Source organism: Mesorhizobium xinjiangense, from assembly GCF_009749525.1.
Classification (GTDB): Bacteria; Pseudomonadota; Alphaproteobacteria; order Rhizobiales; family Rhizobiaceae; genus Mangrovimarina; species Mangrovimarina xinjiangensis.
Genome location: NZ_WOAC01000037.1, coordinates 1 through 18,133, shown reverse-complemented (window position 1 = coordinate 18,133; position 18,133 = coordinate 1). Strand labels below are relative to the sequence as shown.

General features: G+C 63.5%; 21 protein-coding genes. 11 read left to right on the top strand and 10 right to left on the bottom strand.

The annotated features are described in order from the left end of the window. Positions 1-93 precede the first annotated feature (93 nt). A complete protein-coding gene (locus GM909_RS24615; RefSeq protein ID WP_198174398.1) occupies positions 94-1,182 on the bottom strand; it encodes a Zn-dependent alcohol dehydrogenase in 1,089 nt (362 codons plus the stop codon). 195 nt (positions 1,183-1,377) lie between these two features. Between GM909_RS24615 and GM909_RS24610 the strand changes: the two genes are divergently transcribed. Next, positions 1,378-1,770, top strand: a complete 393-nt coding sequence (locus tag GM909_RS24610; RefSeq protein WP_157020176.1) for an acyl-CoA thioesterase — start codon at positions 1,378-1,380, stop codon at positions 1,768-1,770. Positions 1,771-1,782: 12 nt separating this feature from the next. On the opposite strand, the gene GM909_RS24605 is transcribed toward GM909_RS24610, so the two are convergent. Together GM909_RS24605 and GM909_RS24600 are read right to left on the bottom strand one after the other, a co-directional pair. Further along, entirely contained in the window at positions 1,783-2,493 is a 711-nt protein-coding gene (locus GM909_RS24605; RefSeq protein ID WP_157020175.1) for an LssY C-terminal domain-containing protein, read from the bottom strand. Between the two features lie 183 nt (positions 2,494-2,676). Beyond that, positions 2,677-3,414, bottom strand: a complete 738-nt coding sequence (locus GM909_RS24600; RefSeq protein WP_157020187.1) for an extensin-like domain-containing protein — start codon at positions 3,412-3,414, stop codon at positions 2,677-2,679. A gap of 542 nt (positions 3,415-3,956) precedes the next feature. On the opposite strand from GM909_RS24600, the gene GM909_RS26355 reads away from it, so the two are divergent. Continuing rightward, on the top strand, positions 3,957-4,292 hold the full coding sequence (locus GM909_RS26355; RefSeq protein WP_268890795.1) for a DUF1214 domain-containing protein: 336 nt from the start codon (positions 3,957-3,959) through the stop codon (positions 4,290-4,292). Positions 4,293-4,422: 130 nt separating this feature from the next. Here GM909_RS26355 and GM909_RS24590 read toward each other — a convergent pair whose 3' ends face one another. Continuing rightward, the gene (locus tag GM909_RS24590; protein ID WP_157020174.1) at positions 4,423-5,862 is read right to left on the bottom strand and encodes an MFS transporter; all 1,440 of its coding nucleotides are present in this window, start codon (positions 5,860-5,862) and stop codon (positions 4,423-4,425) included. Positions 5,863-5,928: 66 nt separating this feature from the next. Between GM909_RS24590 and soxR the strand changes: the two genes are divergently transcribed. Then, positions 5,929-6,360, top strand: a complete 432-nt coding sequence (gene soxR, locus GM909_RS24585; RefSeq protein WP_157020173.1) for a redox-sensitive transcriptional activator SoxR — start codon at positions 5,929-5,931, stop codon at positions 6,358-6,360. A 276-nt stretch (positions 6,361-6,636) separates the two neighbouring features. Here soxR and GM909_RS24580 read toward each other — a convergent pair whose 3' ends face one another. Next, entirely contained in the window at positions 6,637-7,617 is a 981-nt protein-coding gene (locus GM909_RS24580) for a nucleoside recognition protein (protein ID WP_157020172.1), read from the bottom strand. A gap of 120 nt (positions 7,618-7,737) precedes the next feature. On the opposite strand from GM909_RS24580, the gene GM909_RS24575 reads away from it, so the two are divergent. Beyond that, a complete protein-coding gene (locus tag GM909_RS24575) occupies positions 7,738-8,190 on the top strand; it encodes an Lrp/AsnC family transcriptional regulator (protein ID WP_157020186.1) in 453 nt (150 codons plus the stop codon). A 53-nt stretch (positions 8,191-8,243) separates the two neighbouring features. On the opposite strand, the gene GM909_RS24570 is transcribed toward GM909_RS24575, so the two are convergent. From GM909_RS24570 to GM909_RS24560, 3 genes are all read right to left on the bottom strand, one after another. Next, entirely contained in the window at positions 8,244-8,945 is a 702-nt protein-coding gene (locus tag GM909_RS24570) for an extensin-like domain-containing protein (protein WP_198174397.1), read from the bottom strand. Positions 8,946-9,071: 126 nt separating this feature from the next. After that, entirely contained in the window at positions 9,072-9,494 is a 423-nt protein-coding gene (locus GM909_RS24565; protein WP_157020170.1) for a DUF3775 domain-containing protein, read from the bottom strand. 84 nt (positions 9,495-9,578) lie between these two features. After that, positions 9,579-10,466, bottom strand: a complete 888-nt coding sequence (locus GM909_RS24560) for a DMT family transporter (RefSeq protein ID WP_157020169.1) — start codon at positions 10,464-10,466, stop codon at positions 9,579-9,581. A 183-nt stretch (positions 10,467-10,649) separates the two neighbouring features. Between GM909_RS24560 and GM909_RS24555 the strand changes: the two genes are divergently transcribed. Further along, complete coding sequence (locus GM909_RS24555) at positions 10,650-11,189, top strand: tetratricopeptide repeat protein (protein WP_157020168.1); 540 nt, start codon at positions 10,650-10,652, stop codon at positions 11,187-11,189. Between the two features lie 18 nt (positions 11,190-11,207). Here the strand turns inward: GM909_RS24555 and GM909_RS24550 are convergent, their stop codons facing one another. Further along, positions 11,208-12,353: a PQQ-dependent sugar dehydrogenase gene (locus GM909_RS24550; RefSeq protein ID WP_157020167.1), complete on the bottom strand. Its 1,146-nt coding sequence runs from the start codon at positions 12,351-12,353 to the stop codon at positions 11,208-11,210. Between the two features lie 334 nt (positions 12,354-12,687). On the opposite strand from GM909_RS24550, the gene greA reads away from it, so the two are divergent. The 6 genes from greA (at position 12,688) to GM909_RS24520 (ending at position 17,337) form a co-directional block, all read left to right on the top strand. Then, positions 12,688-13,161 carry a transcription elongation factor GreA gene (gene greA / locus GM909_RS24545; protein WP_157020185.1) on the top strand — a complete coding sequence of 158 codons (474 nt, stop codon included), beginning with the start codon at positions 12,688-12,690 and terminating at the stop codon, positions 13,159-13,161. A gap of 56 nt (positions 13,162-13,217) precedes the next feature. Beyond that, positions 13,218-14,294 (top strand): glycosyltransferase family 4 protein, encoded by a 1,077-nt coding sequence (locus GM909_RS24540; protein WP_235912068.1) that lies wholly within the window; start codon positions 13,218-13,220, stop codon positions 14,292-14,294. Beyond that, the gene (locus tag GM909_RS24535) at positions 14,291-15,049 is read left to right on the top strand and encodes a glycosyltransferase family 25 protein (RefSeq protein WP_157020166.1); all 759 of its coding nucleotides are present in this window, start codon (positions 14,291-14,293) and stop codon (positions 15,047-15,049) included. The genes GM909_RS24540 and GM909_RS24535 overlap by 4 nt, the downstream gene beginning before the upstream one ends. A 35-nt stretch (positions 15,050-15,084) precedes the next feature. Continuing rightward, positions 15,085-15,747, top strand: coding sequence for a hypothetical protein (locus tag GM909_RS24530; protein ID WP_235912067.1), 663 nt, complete (start codon positions 15,085-15,087; stop codon positions 15,745-15,747). Beyond that, positions 15,737-16,438: a glycosyltransferase gene (locus GM909_RS24525; RefSeq protein WP_157020164.1), complete on the top strand. Its 702-nt coding sequence runs from the start codon at positions 15,737-15,739 to the stop codon at positions 16,436-16,438. Before GM909_RS24530 ends, GM909_RS24525 begins: the two co-directional genes overlap by 11 nt. Positions 16,439-16,542: 104 nt before the next feature. Continuing rightward, complete coding sequence (locus GM909_RS24520) at positions 16,543-17,337, top strand: glycosyltransferase family 25 protein (protein WP_157020163.1); 795 nt, start codon at positions 16,543-16,545, stop codon at positions 17,335-17,337. 32 nt (positions 17,338-17,369) lie between these two features. Here GM909_RS24520 and GM909_RS24515 read toward each other — a convergent pair whose 3' ends face one another. Then, the gene (locus GM909_RS24515; protein WP_157020162.1) at positions 17,370-17,843 is read right to left on the bottom strand and encodes an Lrp/AsnC family transcriptional regulator; all 474 of its coding nucleotides are present in this window, start codon (positions 17,841-17,843) and stop codon (positions 17,370-17,372) included. Between the last annotated feature and the right edge of the window lie 290 nt (positions 17,844-18,133).

The window sequence follows — 18,133 nt, the reverse complement described above, 5'->3', positions numbered from 1 at the left end:
CGAAACACAAGTCTTGTTGCCAGTCCGGAACATGCCGACGCTTTCTACCCGCCTCAATGCTCCACTCATTTATTCCCCTGTTCCCCTATTCCCCTAAAACACGATCACATTGCGCAGCGCCTTGCCGTCCTTCACTGCGGCGATCGCCTCGTTGATCTCTTCCAGCGCATAGGGGGCGGTGATCAGCTCGTCGAGCTTCAGGCGGCCGTCCCTGTAATGCCCGATCAGGGCGGGGATGTCGGTGGCGATGTCGGTCTCGCCCATCTTCGAGCCGAGGATCTTCTGGTTCCACGACGCCAGGGTTGCCGGGTCGTATTCGGCGAGCACGCCGGAAGGCGGCATGCCGACGACCACCACTGCGCCGTTCCTTGTGATGAGATCGAACGCCCCGTCGAGGGCCTTTTTCGCGCCGACCGTCACGAAGACGAAATCGACGCCGCGGCCGTCGGTGAGCGCCTTGATGCGGGCGGCGGCATCCTCGGTCGCCGGATCGAACGCATGCGTCGCACCGAATTCCAGCGCGGCTTCGAGCTTGTCCTTTGACAGGTCGATCGCCGCGATCACGGACGCCCCGCAAATCCGGGCGGCCTGGATGGCGTTGAGCCCGACGCCGCCGCAGCCGATGACGGCGACGTTGTCGCCGGGCGAAACCCGAGCCGTGTTGGCAACCGCGCCGAAACCGGTAATGACGCCGCAGGCCAGAAGCGAGGCGCTGTCGAAGGCGATGTCAGAAGGGACGGCGACGATCTGGCTTTCGTGCACCAGGGCCTTTTCGGCAAAAGCGCCGGTGCGCATGGCCTGCTCGTATTCCTCGCCGCCGGGGCTCTTGAGCGGCGCGCTGCGGTCGAGCGGGAAGACCTCCTCGCACATGACGCGGCTTTGCCTGCGGCAATAGTGGCAGTCGCCGCAGGAGCGGATGAGCGTGACGACGACATGGTCGCCGGGCGAAAACGCGGTGACGCCGCTGCCCACCGCCTCCACCACGCCGGCCGCCTCGTGGCCGTAGATGGCGGGCAGGACGCCGCCCCACGCGCCCTCGGCGAAGGCGATGTCGGAATGGCAGATGGCGCAGGCCTTGATGTCCACCAGAACCTCGCCGGGGCCGGGATCGGCGATCTCGATCTCCTCGATCGACAAGGGCTTGGCGAATTCACGGCAGATCGCGGCTTTGATCGTCGGCAAGGGGTGCTCTCTCTGTGCGGCGTGTTTCGCCAGAGCCTATGCGAGGCTCGCGATGGTGCGGCAGCAATGACGACATGCGAGGTCGCTATTGCGTCAAAGCACCACGCGCCGTTCCATCGGCCTGAAATCATGCATAATCTTGATGGGCGAATCCGTCGTATGGCTTTTGCGGACGAGGCGGGACTGGAGAGGGATATGAACGAGAACGGGACGAAGCCGACGGGCGAATTGACCCTGCGCACACTCGCCATGCCGGGCGACGCCAACGCCGCGGGCGACATTTTCGGCGGCTGGGTGATGGCGCAGATGGATCTGGCCTGCGGCATCCGGGCGGCCGAACGGGCCAGGGGCCGCGTGGTCACGGCGGCGGTCAAGGAAATGTCCTTCGCCAAGCCGATGAAGATCGGCGATACATTGTGCATCTACACCCATGTGACGCGGGTCGGCCGGACCTCGATGACCTTGAAGGTCGAGGCCTGGGCGCAGCGTTATCTTTCGCAGCTTATGGAGAAGGTCACCGACGCCGACTTCGTCATGGTGGCGCTCGACAAGGACGGCAATCCGACGCCCGTTCCGGCCGAGGGATAGGACACGGGCCCGCTATTGCGCCTCGGTCGGCGTCAGCACGGCGATCAGCGCCTTGCCGTCGGTGCGGTAGATGTCGCCCTCGCCGTTGCGCCCATCGGTTGTCGCGCCGACGCCGGGGATTTCTGAGACCGAGCTGACATAGCCGGCGGTTTCGAGATCCTCGATCAATCCGTCGCGTTCGGCGTCGAGATCGGCCGAGATGTAATGGGTGACCTGCAACGTGTCGTGGCTGAAGCCGATGCCCTGGTCGAAGCTCGCCGCGCCGAGCCATAGCGGCCGGCCGTCCTCGCCGGTGCGGACCACCATCTGCCACAGGCGCACATGATGGCGGCGGTCGGGATTCTTCGACACGGTCTTCTCGAAGGCGAGGTCCTGGCGGCGGCCGTCATAGATGAGCGTGCTGACGGGCGCGTCGTCATAGGTGCGGTCGAGCACGACGCTGATGCCGATGGCGAGGCTCGAGCGCAGAGTGATGGGATCGGCGGGATACCAGTTTGCGGCCGCGAAGGCCTTCAGGATGTCCTCGTGCTGGCCGACCAGTCCGACATTGATCGGACCGCCGGGAATGCCCTGCGGCGTCGTCGTCAGCATGGCCTCTTGCGGACGATGCTCGTCATAGCCTTCCCAGAAATAGGGCAGGGCCACATAAGCGGCGACCAGGTAGAGGATGGTGATGCTGGCGAAACCCGCCGCAAGCGGTCTTGTCCTGAAATAGCGTCGCATGTGGCGCCGGCCTCCCTGTAGTGCCGTGCGTCTTCCATCTACGCATCACACATTCCACGACCGGTACACATGTTCCGGCCGAAGCCTCGGCGTACAAGCCGCGCAGCATACGCGAAAACGGCACTGTCTGTGAATGCCCGTCAGGCGGCATTCTTGACAGGGCCAGACGGGCGCGATCCGGCGTCAGCGGCAGGCGCGGTGCCCGCTGCGGCGCTGCTTGATGTCGAAGTGGAAATGGTCCTTGTGGTCGGCATTGTAGCCGGGCCCGAGAACGGTGGTGAAATAGCTGCACGCATCGGAGCGCACATTGTTCAACAGACCGCGCTGGCGGAAGGCGAAGAGCCCGGGGCGGCGCACGTCGATGTCGCGACCGTTGTTGAGTTCGATGCGCATGACGTCGAGCGCGTTGCCCTTGCCGTGCTCGGACAGGGTGCGCGTGCCGGCGATGCGGCGGCAGGAATAGCTCGATCCCTGATGAATGGTCTTTATGCCCGACATGTAGCGCCAGCGCGCAGCCGGTGCGAGCTCGTTCTTTGTCCATTGGGCAAAGGCGAGCACCATGTCGCAGGTGAGCGTGGCGGCCGGCTTCATCGCGATATTGCCCGACAGGCTCGACACCCTGACCGGCCAGTCGATGCCGCAACTGCCCTCGCTGATCGGCGCCTGATCGGTATAGCGCACGCCCAACCGCTTGAGCTGGCGGCGGCAGGCGACCTCGTCGGCCGGCATGGTGTTGGTCTGGGAGCGCGACATGGGCGCATCCGGACGCGGATAGCCGGCGAGCATCGGGTTCGACGGCACCAGCGCCTGCATGCCGCGGCCGCTCCTTGCGCCGGCGGACGACGCCGAGGCCTCGACCACCGGTTTTGCCGCGGGTTGCGGCAGGCTGGACGGCAAGGCAGCCGCGGACGCCGCCGCCATCTGCACGGGCGCCGTGGAGACGGTTTGCGTTTCTGTCGTCGATGGGATGGCCGCTGGCTGCGCCGGAGGTGGAGCCGCCGTAGCCGCAGCCATTGTGGCGGCCGGCGCGGCGGCAACGACGGTGGCCTGCGGCGTCGCTGCGGCAATCGATGCGGGCGGGGTCGGGCCGCCGGTGTCCTGGGCATAAGGATCGGAAATCGCCGGCGCTGCGGCAGCCGTCATCGGCGCGGCGGCGGCCATTTGGCCGGACGGGCCCCCGACAGGCGCCGGGGGCAGCGGAACCGGGCCACCCGGCTCGGCGGGGGCGGCGGCATAGTGCGTCGAGCCAGTCTCGATGCCCACATCGACCGACGGGCGCAGGGTCTCCGACACGGAACAGGCGGCCAGAACGGCAAGCCAGACGCCGCCCAGCAGGCGCCCGGCTATGGCGCCGCGATGCGAACCCTCGCCACTGTCCTGTTGCTTATGCATGAAGTCTGCCGTCCCTCGACCGCGATGCCGCTTCGTTGAATCGGCGTCATCGTCCAACGTCCTGTTTGAACATGATCTTTTCCGAAAACCGGCGTCCAGTTTTCGGGTCATGCTCCAGCGGTTGCCGGAACAGGCTAAAGTCAAAGGGTAAACGAAAGTTCAGCGCCGGGTTCGGATGTGTGGCCGAAATGTGCCGGCAGCGCTACGCTCATGACAACGAACGCGAAAAGAACGCGGACGGCTCGCTGACCATCTATGTGCAGAACGAGTCGCCGGGTGCCGACAAGGAGTCCAACTGGCTGCCGGCTCCGGACGGCCCGATCTATATAGCCATGCGGCTCTACTGGCCGAAGGAAGCGGCATTGAACGGAAACTGGAGTCCGCCGCCGATCAAGAAGGCGGAATGACTGTTCCGGGTTGGATCGACTCCAACGGTCTCATCAGGCACGGACGCAACCGGTCAAAATCCCTGGCATTCCAATCTATGCACCGGCCGTTTGACCAACGTCCCCTTTTGAACGGGACATGGTCTGGGGCTCATCCGCCCGAGACTTCGATTTGATCACGTACCAGTGCGCCCATTGCGATCAGCCCAACTGCCGCAAAGGGCAGGCATGATAAGAAGGTCCAACTGGCAACGTCCGCAGCCTCTGCGGCGGTCTCCATGGAAAGTAGGCCCGAAGCATTTGCCACGATCCCGACATAGGCCGCGCCGAGAGCGTAGCCGAGTCTTTGTATTGTGGGGATCGCCCCGGAAATCCGCCGGACCTCATTTTCATCGGCGAGTGCGGTGGTTCGCCTTAGGATGAAGGTCCACGCCATTCCGAAGCCGCCACCTTCCAGCGCAGCAAAGACGGCGATCAGCCAGACCGGGCCATTCGGAACCGCATAGAGGAACCCGACGATACTGAAGGCCACGACCGTCATGCCGAGCGCGATCAGCAGCCGATCGAACCGCTCGGGCGATCCACTGACCAGAACGGCCATGACTGTCCAGCCAATGGACGAACAGGCAACGATGTATCCGGCCGTCAAGGCGGATGCACCGTGGATCGTCGTGACCAGAAGCGGCCCGAAAGCTGTGATGGCGATTGTCGCCATCGACAGGGACAAGATCATGAACAGCGCGGCGCCGGTCGGGTGCCGCAGATCGAACGGGCGAACGGGAAGAAGCCGCGTGTCGCCTGCACGCCCGTCCAGCCACAGAAAACCGATCAGACAGATCAGACCGGTGGCAATGGAAGAGGTCGTTCGTACGATTGTGATCTCCACGCCACCAAAGGCGATCAGGACGACAGCAAAACACAACAACGACAGACGTCTGACAGGAAACCCGGCAGCGTCGGTCGTGGGCCGCGCCGCGCCTGTATCGCCTCGCAAGATGATCCAGAGTGCGAGGACGAACGCTTGGAGCGCAAAGAAGGCAAAGCCCCATCGCCAGGTCGCGTATTCCACGAAGAAGCCGCCGACCAGCGGTCCAATGAAGGCGGAGACGCCCCAGAGGGTCGAAACCGCCGCCATGGCACGCGCGGTATAGCGGCGCGAAAAGATCACGCCGATGGCGACGAAACCCATTGCCGCCAAGCCACCGCCGCCGAGTCCCTGCAATGCGCGGCCAATCAGGAGCAGTTCCATGGCCGGGCTGACAGCGCTAAGGACGCAACCAAACCCAAAGAGGGCAGCAGCCATGCTCATCGGTTTACGCAGACCGTAGCGCATCGCCAGCAATGCGCCGGCAGCCCCGGCGACAATAGACCCGATCTCATACAGCGAGACAGACCAACCCACCAAGGCAGTTCCCCCGATCTCCGACACGATCGAGGGAAGCATTGTGGCGACGATCAGGCTGTCTGCGGCATGCAACCAGACGGCAAGGCAAATCAACGCCAGCGATGGTGCGTAAGATCTTCCCAGAAACTCCCGCCAAGAAACGAAAGTCTCTGTATCCAACTCAGCCTTGGTGTCCGCATCAGCCATACTTGTCTCCACTTGACGAACACGCTGCTACGGCCTGAACATTGGTTGAGGTCAAGGAGATTTCGCATGGCAAAGAAAGATTTGTCCGTTGGAGAGGTCGCGCGCCGCAGCGGATTGCCCATCTCAACGCTCCATTTCTATGAACGGAAGGGGTTGATCTCGTCCGAGAGGAATATGGCCAACCATCGAGTCTATCGACGTGAAATCCTGAGGCGCGTGACAATCATCAAGGTCGCTCAGAGCGTGGGCATCCCGCTCTCCGAGATTTCCGGAGCGCTCTCTCATCTGCCTCGCGATTCCACCCCCAACACAGAGGATTGGGCGCGCATCTCCGAAATCTGGCATGACGATCTGACGCGGCGGATCGAGCTTCTGACGGCGCTCCGCGACAAGATGGCGATGTGCATCGGCTGTGGGTGCATCAGCGTAAAACGATGCCCTCTGGTTAACGAGGACGATCACCTGGCCAAAGATGGTCCAGGTGCCCGACTGCTTTGAAAGTGCCAAGCGGTTCTTAAAGCAGCCGTTCGCGACAGTGCGGAGAATGTCTGGTTGCGGCACCGAGAATCAAGGTTCCACCATTAGCGACAACAGGCGGCGCCGTGTTTCCGCCGGGCCAAGTCCCTTCGATCGAAATGGGCGGATTCGAGCTCTCGAGACGTTGGACTGGCATTGGTACAGGCGGGTTTGCAGCCGTTGCGCCACAAGCGTGTGGAGCGATGAACGGTCTCATCAAGCACGGACGCAACCGTTCAATAGCCTTGGCATTCCAATCTATGCACCTGCCGCTGACCGGGAATTTGCGCGCCGAAACGCCCATGCAAAGAAGGTGTCGTCCGGGATTGACCGCAAGAGATGCGCAATCAGAGCAGTTGCTGCGACGGCGAATACAAGCCGCCCGGCGAGCACGCCGAAAACGTCGGCGCCCAATGCCATCACGATCAAAGTGTCCTCGACAATGCTATGTGCAAATCCCATGAAGACGCATGAAATGAAGACCTGGCGCGGCGACAGGTTGCCTGATCGCGCTTCGCGGATCAGCAATCCGCCACCATAGGATATGCCCAGAAACAAGCCGACGGCGGTGAACTGGCCCGTCTCATCCTTGATTCCGGCCAGGCGCAGGGTCGGGGCGAGCGTCTTCATCAAGAGCGCCATGAGGCCTGTCAGCTTCAAAATCTCCAGCCCCCAGGCAAGAGCCAGGAGAATGGCGAGCATGTAGGCAAGCGCCTCCATGAGCCCCGTGAAGAATCCCGTCCAATCAGTGGAGCCAGCCACCGGTATCCAGGTCGGGTTCAGCGTTTCCGCCAGCCAACCGGTTGAGGCATACAGATGGTGGAGGATCATTGCGTAGACGATTGCGCCAGCAATTCGGATCATCGTGGTGACCGCAATTCCCGGCCCGGCCTTCTGGATGATCTTCTGTTCGATCGGCAGGCCGTGCGCGATCAGCAAAAGCGCCGAGAATACCGTAATGTCGGCAACGCTCATCGATGTGGCGGGCACCAGCGTGAAGATCATGGCAATGGCGCCCCATATCCCCACAAGCATTCCCGTCAGCCAGGCAAGGCCCAGTTCCGGCGGCAGCCCAAAAAGCCCCATGAGCGGTGCCAGCGCAGGAGCGGCGAGGTCGATCAACCCGGTTCGCGACATCACCTCGGTCACGATCGTGACCGGAACCATGATGCGCACAAGCTCCCAGTAGATTTGCAGAGTTTCCCGGGTTTTGTGGACGGCGAATCTGAGCGCTGACATCTCGGTCTCCCCAAAAGGTTGCCGTCATCATCTAGCTCGGTCCCATTCGGATTTGCGGTCAAAAATTGCACATCGATGCAATTTTATTGCATGCTGGATCTTGCGATCTTGGAGATGCGGATGGATCGAATCGACAGGAAACTTCTAAACCTGCTGCAGCGCGATGCGTCGCGAACGAATGCCTCCATGGCCGACGAGGTCGGCCTGTCCCCTTCGAGCTGCTTGCGGCGGATTCGACGGCTTCGTCAGGCCGGCGTCATCGACCGGATTGTCGCGCTTTTGAACCCTGCCAAGGCTGGGCGCACGTTGAGAGCCGTGGTGACGGTGGAACTGAGGCTTCACGGTGAGCCGAATACGCGGCAATTTCTCGATCTGGCGGCCAGGGAGGAAGCGGTAGCCCAGGCTCATGCCGTGACAGGGGAGGTCGATGCCGTCCTGATGCTGCGGCTGCGCGACATGGAAGAGTACGATGCACTGTGTCATCGGCTGTTCCAGGACCGGGCCAATGTTGCGCGGTATTGGACAATGATGGTGATCCGGACCGGAAAGGACGAAACCGCGATCGCGCTGTAATTGGCACTGGGCCAATCTATTGCGTTCCGGCACCGAGCGTCACGTTTCCACCATCAGCGGCAATAGGTGGCGCCGTTTCTCCGCTTGGCCAGGTCGAAGTGGAAATGATGCGCATGGTCGGCGTTGGAGCCGGGGCCCAGAACGGTCTTGAACGGACCGCAGGCCGCCCCGCGCACTTCGCGCAGGAAGTCGCGCACCGCACGGTTGCCGCTTGCCGCGACGGGTATGGTGCGCTCATCCGCCAGGACGAAGCCGGAAATGTCGAGCGCATTGCCGAAAGCGTGTTCGGAGAGCTTCTTTGTGCCGTTTCGCGGTCGGCAGACATAGCCCGACGACTGGCGGACGGAGACGAGCCCTGCGCCGAGGTGCTCCTTGGCTGCGGGAGCCACGATATCGCGGGCAAAGCGCGCCGCCGTCTCCGCCGTGGCGCAGTTGACGAGGGCAGGCGGTTCGAGGGCGATGCCGGGCGCAAGCCGCTCGACCAGCACCGGACGCTCGATGGCGCAGCCGCCGCCTTCGACCACCGGCGGTTGAGGACTGAACCCGACGCCGAGCGCCTTCAGCTTTTTCTGGCAGGCGCTTTTGTTGGCGCGAGCGGCGTCGCCGGCCGCGCCGGCGGGGCGTTGTCCAGGCAGGGGAACCGTTTCGGGCAGGTTCGGTGCGGCGCCGGCAACGCCAGCCATGGTGACGGCCAGAAATATCGTGGCGGCAATGGCTTGGCGCGCATTGCTCACAATTCGATTCGGCCGGCTCATGTGTTGAATCACACTGCCCATTGAGCGCCGATGAGAACCTCGACCGTTTTGGGTGGCAAGGCTGGCGCGTTCAAATCGCGTGTCGCGCATGAAAAATGTGCCGGCCGATCCGGGTCGCGCCACGTGTCAGGCGCCGATCGCTTCGAGCCCGCCCTCGAGATAATCGGCCAGCATCGGCATGCCGAGGAGATATTTCGCGGTCTGCCGATTGCCGCGCAGGCGCGCCTCGCCGACCGCGTCGTCCCATTCCGACGCGTCGTAGTCGCCGCGGCCGATCCAGGCGATGGCGACCAGATCGGCCGCCTCGTCGACGTTGAGGTCGTTGATCAGTTCGCGCAATTCTTCTTCGGTCAGATCCTGGGATTCCTCCTCGACCAGCCCGTCATGGAAGTGTCCGTCATGGTCGCCGTCGAATTCGACCTCGTGCTCGGCGCCGTCAAAGTAGTCGTTCGACACGGCGGCACTGATCGCCTTCGCCTTGGTGACGAACAAGCGCACCGTTTCGGGACCGATCGACAGGGACCATTCCGGTTCGACAGGTTTCTGCACGCCGATACTCCTCAGCGCCCCCGCCTCCGGCCAATAATGTATTCAACTGCGCCCTGATGCAATCGCAACCCGCATGAAGGGTTGTCAGGCGCGCCTGCGACGCACCAGAAGGAGCGGCAGCGCCTCGACCGCCAGGATGGCGCCGAAAATGAGGGCGCATCCGGCCAGACCACCCGCCGGCAGGCGTTCGCCGAGGAAGATGGCACCGAAGACGGCCGCAAAGACCGCCTCCGACGACAGGAAAATGGCCGCCTGCGGCGCGGTCGTGTAGCGCTGGCCGATCGCCTGCAGCGTGAAGGCGATGCCGCCGGAGACGATGCCCGCATAGAGGATTTCGGGCAGGGCGAGGCGGATGGCGGCAGGGTCGACGGGTTCGAAGACGGCGGCGATGGCCAGCGCCACGCCCGCGCAGACGGCGAACTGGGTCACCGCCAGCGTTACCGGGCGGCCTGTATGGTTGGCGTGGCGGGCAATGGCGATCATCTGGAGCGCCCAGAACAAGGCACACAGGATGGTCAGCCAGTCGCCGGTGCTCAGCCGGCTGATCGAGCCGCCGGAGAGCAGCCAGATGCCGGCGAGCGCGGCAAAGGCCGCCGGCCAGACCACCGGATGCGGCTTTTGACGAAACAGCAGCACCGCCAGAAGCGGCACCATGACGACGTAAAGCCCGGTCAGAAAGCCGGAATTGGTCACCGTCGTGGTCAGGAGCCCCAATTGCTGGCTTGCCATGCCGCCAAACAGCAACAGGCCGATGACGATGAAGTCGCGCCAGTCGCGCCGGGTGAGCGGTGCGCGCGCCTGACGTGCTTCGCGCAGGGCGAAGGGCAGCATCGCCAGCGTGGCGCAGACAAAGCGCAGGCCGACGAAGAGAAACGGCCCGATCACCGCCATCGCCGTCGACTGGGCGATGAAGCCCATGCCCCATAACGCGCCGGCCGAAAGAAGCACGAGGTTGGCCTGTATCCGTGTCATGGGCGCTCCGCGATCCGATTGTCGGAAAGGCGTGCGATAGCATTGCGGCGGGGTCCGGGGAAGGGCGCACGGTTCCGTCCTGGCTGGACGCGTTGCGCGAAGCTGTCACACCAATGTGAGACCACCGGGCTGCAAAGACGCTTATGGTCGGGCCAATGAAGCTCGCAGGTTGAGGAGGAAGGCATGCCGCACCGCTTCAAACGCAGCCATATCGTCGCCGGGGTTGTCGCGCTCGCCCTGCCATGGGGTTTTGCCGCCCATGCCGCCGACGGAGGAGGTTCCAGTTCAGGCAACCAGTGCAGCGCCGGCAAGGTCTGGGATTCGAGCCAGCAGAAATGCGTGCCCAAATCATCCGAACTCGACACCGACAGCCTGTTCGAGGCTGGCCGCGCTCTCGCCTATGCCGGACGCTATGACGAGGCGATCGATATCCTGAAGCTGGCCGAGAGCCGGGGCGACCCACGGGTGCTCAACATGCTCGGCTACGCCAATCGCATGCAGGGCAAGCTGCTCGTCGGCCTCGGCTATTACGAGGAGGCGCTCAGGATCGATCCAGACCACGTGCTGACGCGCGAATATCTCGGCGAGGCGCATCTGCAAATGGGCGACCTGCCCGCCGCGAGAGAGCAACTCGACGAGATCGCCAAGCGCTGCGGCACCGGCTGCGAGGAGTATGCCGAACTGGCCGGCCGGATCGAGGCGTTCGAGACGAAGGGCGGGTGATCTCGCGCGCGCCTCCGCTCAATCGGCGCGGGTGAGCCGGATCACCTTTCCGTCGGCCTCGTCGGTAAGGAGCCAGACCGAGCCGTCGGGCGCGACGTCGACATCGCGGATGCGCCCGAAGGCACCCTCGAACAGGCGCTCCTCGCCCGTCACCCGGCCCGTGTCGTCGCGGGCCAGCCGCGCCAGAAGCTGGAATTTGAGCGCGCCGGCCAGAAAGTCGCCCTGCCATTCGGGAAACATGGCGCCCTGGTAAACGGCAAGGCCGGAAGGGGCGATCGAGGGATCCCAGTAGTGATGCGGCTGCTCATAGCCCGGTGCCTGCGTGCCGCGCCCGATTGTGCCACCGGAATAATGGACGCCGTAGGAAATGACCGGCCAGCCGTAATTCCTGCCGGCCTGCGGCTGGTTGAGTTCGTCGCCGCCGCGCGCGCCGTGCTCGGTGACCCAGAGAGATTGCGTGACGGGGTCGAAGGCCGCGCCTTGCGGGTTGCGGTGCCCCTTGGACCAGATTTCGGGCAGATGTCGTGCGCCGTCGGGCGAGGGGTTGTCGGATGGAACCGTGCCGTCCGGGTTGATGCGCAGCACGGCGCCGGCATGGTCGGCCATGTCCTGGGCGCGCGCGCTGTCGCCGCGGTCGCCGATGGTGAAAAACAGCGTGCCGTCGGGCGCCACCACGATGCGCGAGCCGAAATGCCTGTTGGCGCGGCTCTTGCCGGTCATGGAAAAGATCGTCTCGACATTGTCGAGCCGCGGTTCGCGGCCGTCGCGCACCAGCCTGGCGCGGGCGATCGCCGTGCCGGCCCCGCCTTCGCCGGGCTGGGAATAGGAGAAATGGATTTCTCCGCTCTGGGCGAAATCGCGGGCCAGCGCGATGTCGAGCAGGCCGCCCTGGCCACGCGCGGCGACCCGCGGCACTCCGGCAAGCGGCGGTGACAGGCCATCATCGGTAATCAGCCGGATGCGTCCTGGCCTTTCGGTGACGATCGCGCCGCCGTCCGGCAGGAAGGCCAGTCCCCAGGGGTGTTCCAGGCCGTCCACGACGACATCGGCTTGAACGGCCACATCCTGCGTCTCGAAGGTCTGCGCCGTCGCGCCCTTGGTCAGCAGCAAGGCTGCAGAGGCCAGGATCGTGAAGACGGCCGCGGCAAAGGTCAGTCTGTTCATCCTCGTCCTCCTCCAGTCCCGGGCGCTCTCATGGCGCCAAGATGGGTGCGTCTTGACGACTTGTCGTCGGGCAGGAGGGCGAAATGGCGACGACGCCTATCACAAGGCAGTGAACGCAGGGGAAAACAGCTCGTCGCGGCGGCGCGGCCCGGCCGACACGCCGCGCAAAACCGGCCGGCCATTTTTTGACGTGAAAATCGGTCCGGAGATTGCTATATCTCATGCAATTCGAGTGTGGCGGTTCCGTTGGCTCTTGCTTGCGGACCGTTTCTTTTTGCGCCCAAAATGGCCTGCGTGGTCGATGGGTGCCGAAAGCAGGAAAGGTCCAGAAGGTATGATCAAGGTCCCGATGACCGCTAACGGTTTTGATACGCTGAAAGAGGAGCTGCGCTGGCGCCAGCAGGAAGAACGGCCGCGCATCATCGAGGCGATTGCCGAGGCCCGTTCGCATGGCGACCTTTCCGAGAACGCCGAATATCACGCCGCCAAGGAGTCCCAGAGCCTGAACGAGGGTCGTGTCGGCGAGCTGGAGGATCTGATCGCGCGCGCCGAGGTGATCGACGTTTCGAAGCTCTCCGGCGGCACGGTCAAGTTCGGCGCCACGGTGGTGCTCGTCGACGAGGACACCGAGGAAGAAAAGACCTACCAGATCGTCGGCGACCAGGAAGCCGACGTGAAGTCGGGCCGCATCTCCATTTCCTCGCCGATCGCGCGGGCGCTGATCGGCAAGGAAGTCGGCGACGCCGTCGAGGTCAATGCCCCCGGCGGCGCGCGCGGCTTCGAGATCGTACAGGTCCGCTTCGCCTGAATGGCGGCAAAAGGACCGAAAGTGGGTTGATCCCGACAACGGAAACGGCAAGGCCGATGCTGCAGGAAAAGCGGGGTTCACGCACCCTCGACATGAAATCGGTCGAGGTCGTGGCGCCCAATTTCAAGAAGCGGCTGTCGGGCGTAACCTCCACGATCGTGCAGTTGGTGCCGCTGCAGGCGCGCAGGCTCGGCATTGCGACGCTCGGACCGGGACTGCCGGACAACCTGCCAAAGATGCGCTGGCGGCAATTGCCGGCGCTGTTGCGGCGGCCGGCGGGCCGGCCGTTCCGCATCTGGCATGCGCGGCGCAATGTCGAGATGATCGCCGGGCTCGTGCTGAAACAGGTCTTCAGGGCGCCGCTCAGGCTCGTCTTCACCTCCGCCGCCCAGCGCGACCACAAGCCGTTCACCAAGCGGCTGATTGCGCGCATGGATGCGGTGATTGCCACCAGTGTGCGCTCCGGTTCCTATCTCGCCGTGCCGTACGAGGTCATCATGCACGGCGTCGACCTGGAGCGTTTTCATCCGCCTGCGTCGAGTGAGGATGCATGGGCCGCATCCGGTCTGCCTGGCCGCTACGGCATCGGCTGCTTCGGTCGTGTGCGGCACCAGAAGGGAACGGACCTGTTTGTCGACGCGATGATCGCGCTGCTGCCGGATCATCCCGACTGGACGGCGGTGATCACCGGGCGCGTGACGTCGGAGCATGCCGCGTTTGCCCGCGAGCTGGAGCGCCGCATCGATGCGGCAGGACTTTCCGAACGCATCCTGTTTCTCGGCGAGGTGCCGGACATCAAGGTCTGGTACCGGCGCATCTCTCTCTATGTCGCGCCGTCGCGCAACGAGGGTTTTGGCCTGACGCCGCTGGAAGCCATGGCCTCGCAGAGCGCCGTCGTGGCGAGCGACGCCGGGGCCTATGCCGAGATGATCGCGCCGGGCCGCACCGGCGACGTCGTGCCGGCGGGCGACGGACAGGCGCTGACGGCGGCCATCCGCCCCTATCTGGACGACCCGGCGCAGACGGAAAATCACGGCAAGGCGGCCTTGATCGACGTGCGGGCGCGTTTCGATCTGGCCAGAGAAGCCAAAGCCATCGGCGCTGTCTATGAGCGCGTGTGGAGCGGGTCGTGAAGGTCGAGGCCCTCATCATACATCTGGCGCGCGCCACCGGGCGGGCGCCGCAGGTGAAAAAGCTGCTGGACGTCCTGCCGATGGCCGGCTCGGTCGTCGAGGCGGTGGACGGACAGGCCCTGTCGCAGGCGGAGATTGCTGCAGTCTACCGGCCGCGCCTGCATCGGCCGCGTTATCCGTTTGTACTGCGGACATCGGAAGTCGCCTGCTTCCGGTCGCATCGCAAGGCCTGGCAGACCATTCTCGACCGAGGTCTCGATGCCGGGCTCATCATCGAGGACGACGTGGAAACGGATGCCGACGCCTTCGGCCCGATGCTTGATCTCGCCCTTGCCACGCTCGGCCCGGGCGACATTCTGCGCTTTCCCAAGGTGGAGCGGCGGGAAGTCGGGCCGGTCGTCGCCCGGGCCGGCGACGCGACGGTCGTTGCGCCGCGCCATCCCGGCCTCGGCATGCAGGCGCAGCTTGTCGGCCGCGAGGCGGCGCGTGCGCTTCTCGCTTTTACTGCGCAATTCGACCGGCCGGTCGACACGACCGTGCAGATGCGCTGGCTGCACGGGGTGCGCGTGCTGACGGCAAAGCCCGTATGCATTCGCGAGATCGACGACGCGCTCGGCGGCACGACGATCCAGGGTAAGTCGAAATCGGTGTCTGATATACTGGCACGCGAGGTGTGGCGGCCCCTCTACCGGTTGCAAGTGCGCATGCGCAATGCTGTATACGGTTTTGACTCGTCGCGCCGACCGACCGCGTGACATGATGGAGGGGCGCCTGCATGGCGAAAAAGCGGTTGTTCGTCGTCGGCAACGGTGTCCTGCTCGAGGATCTGTCCGAGCGCGTCGATGCCAGTGACCATGTCCTGCGGTTTAACGAGCCGAAAGCGTCCATCGGCATGAGCGGAACCAGGACGAATTGGCTGTTCGTGTGCAACACCGGTAAGCCGATGCAGCGCCGGTTGAACGATCCCAAATACCCCAAATCGCCGATTGTGCAGGCGGCGGAGCTGGTCATTCTCCTGTCTCATCCGACGGCGGTGGAAAAATTCGGGCTCAAGCCCAATTGGTGGCAACGGGTCAGGGGACGCCGGGCCGAATGGACCTGGGCATCGCTGATGATGTATGGCAATGCGGGCAAGATGATCGCGGTGTTGCCGCCGAATGAATATGAGGAGGGATGCATCGAACTGGGACTGGACCCCTCCATGGTTCTGGAGAACCGTACATTTCCCAGTACGGGCTATTTCGGCATCCGCTATGCCCTTGCGCGTTTGCCGGCGGATGAGTGGGATGTGGAGATTGCGGGGTTCAGCTGGCAGGGGTGGCATCGCCATACCTGGGGCGACGAGCGCGCCTGGATCGAGCAAAAGGTAAACGAGCGAAACATCCATGTTTGGCCGGCGGGGGACGACTGGAAACCGAAATACGGAAAGAGGGAATCGCAAGTTGGAAGATAGACTGGACATCTATATCGGCTGGGATTCGCGCGAACCCATCGCCTATGACGTTGCCGAAAAGACGCTGCACGAGCGGGCGAGCATTCCGGTCGCCGTGCATCCGATCAAGCTTGCCGATCTGGTCGAGAAGGGCGCCTATACGCGCGAGGTCGATCCGCTGGCGTCGACGGAATTCACCTATTCGCGCTTCTTCACGCCGTGGTTGGCCGGCTACAAGGGCTGGGCGCTCTTTTGCGACTGCGACTTCCTGTTTCTGGACGATGTCGCGAAGCTGCTCGACTATCGCGACCCGTCGAAGGCGGTGATGTGCGTGCAGCACGACTACACGCCCAAGGCGGCCACCAAGATGGACGGCAAGGTGCAGACGGTCTATCCGCGCAAGAACTGGTCGTCCTTCATGCTGTTCAATTGCGAGCACCCGTCGACCAAAACTTTGACGCCGGAGGTGATCAACCGGGAGACCGGCGCCTATCTGCACCGCATGCAATGGGCGGCCGACGACGAGATCGGCGCTGTGCCCGAGCGGTGGAACTGGCTGGAAGGCTGGAGCGAGAAGCCCGAGACGGGGCTGCCGGGCGCTGTCCATTTCACCAATGGCGGCCCCTGGTTCAAGGATTGGCAGGACGTCGATTACGGCGATCTGTGGCGCGCCGAAGCCTCCAAGGTCGATCCCGGCTGGAAGCCGATCTGATCACTATTCTCGACAGGGACGCGGGCGGCGTCCCAGTTGTTTTCTGGTTGCCTGGTTGAACACTGGGCATGGGCAACGCCTCCCGTTCGGCCCCGGACATGTGAATGAAAATCTTTCTCATCAATCTGGACCGAGCGCCCGAGCGGTTGGAGCGCATGACATGTGTCCTCGATGAACTAGACCTTGCCTTTACGCGCATCGCGGCGACCGATGGCCGGACGCTGTCGACGACCGAACTGGATCATTGGGTCGACAGAAATGCAGATCGCAGACTTGCACCCGGAGAGGTGGCCTGTTTTCTAAGCCATCGGCGATGCTGGCAACGCATTGTCGATGAGGGCTTGCCCTATGCGGTTGTCCTCGAGGACGATCTGCATTTCGGGCTCGATGCGGAGCTGGTATTGGGTGACGCATCCTGGATTCCGCCCGGTACAGACGTGGTCAAGATCGAGACAAAGCTCGACCCAACGCAAATCGATAAGGCCGTGACTGCAGCGGTAGGCGAACGCACGCTGCATAAATTACGAGACAAACATGTCGGCGGAGGCGCCTACATCGTGTCGAGCGAAGGCGCCCAACGCCTGCTGCAGATGAGCCAGTCACTGTCAAATCCAGTCGACCATTTCATATTCAATCCAGAACTTGCTTCTGCCGCTTCGCTGCAAACGTTTCAGTTGGTGCCGGCCGTTTGCATACAGGATTTCGTGGTGAAGGATCGAAAGGGCGAACTTGGCCTGGGCAGCGACCTGCACGAGGAAAGGGCGCAGCGCAAGCCGCGCGGCTTGGCCAAACTATGGCGTGAGATCAAGCGGCCCTTCTTCAAGTTTGTTCGCTTTGTACGAACGATTGCAGTCACTCGCCTGACGGATAAACGATGGGCGAAGGTTCCGTTTGAATAGGCGCGGTAGCCGCCTGAAGGCGGCGTTTGCCGTCAAGCAATCTCCACCAGCCCCTCGTCCTTGATCTGGCGGATCGTCAGGGCAGTGCGCACCGTGTCGACATTGGGCGCCGATGTCAGCTTTTCGATGACGAAATTCTGGAACGTGGCGAGGTCGGTCGCCACGCAGTGCAGCATGAAGTCCGAATCGCCCGACACCATCCAGGCGCGGCGCACGATCGGCCAGCCGACGGCGCGGTCGGAAAACGCCTTCAGATCCGCCTCGGACTGGTGGTGCAGCCCGACGAGACAGAAGGCCACGACATCGAAGCCGAGCGCCGGGCTGTTCAACAGCGCGCGGTAGCCGCGGATGACCCCGGTTTCTTCCAGCCGCTTGACGCGGCGCAGGCAGGGCGGGGCGGAAATGCCGACCCGGCGCGACAGCTCGACATTGGTGATGCGGCCGTCATTTTGCAGTTCGCGCAGGATCTTCCAGTCCGTGGCGTCGAGATCGGCCTTCAAGTTCATGGTGTCCCCGGAGAATCGCGCGGCTTTTTAGCATGTCGCGGCGGCACGCTATCCCATTGATGCACACCGGCCAAGCCGGTCGCCGACCTTTTCGCAGGCTCCGCCGCCGCAGGTCATTCATGCGTGATGAAATGAGGGGGCGATACAAATGGGATGCAAATGTCGGAAACGAACCACTAGCGCGCGTTCGCTTCAAACGGAAACAGAGGTGGTGCCGGTTTCTGAGACAGGGGCTTAAGGTGGATCGATCGATGAAAAGGACGATCCAGCATGAAGACACGCAGACGGTT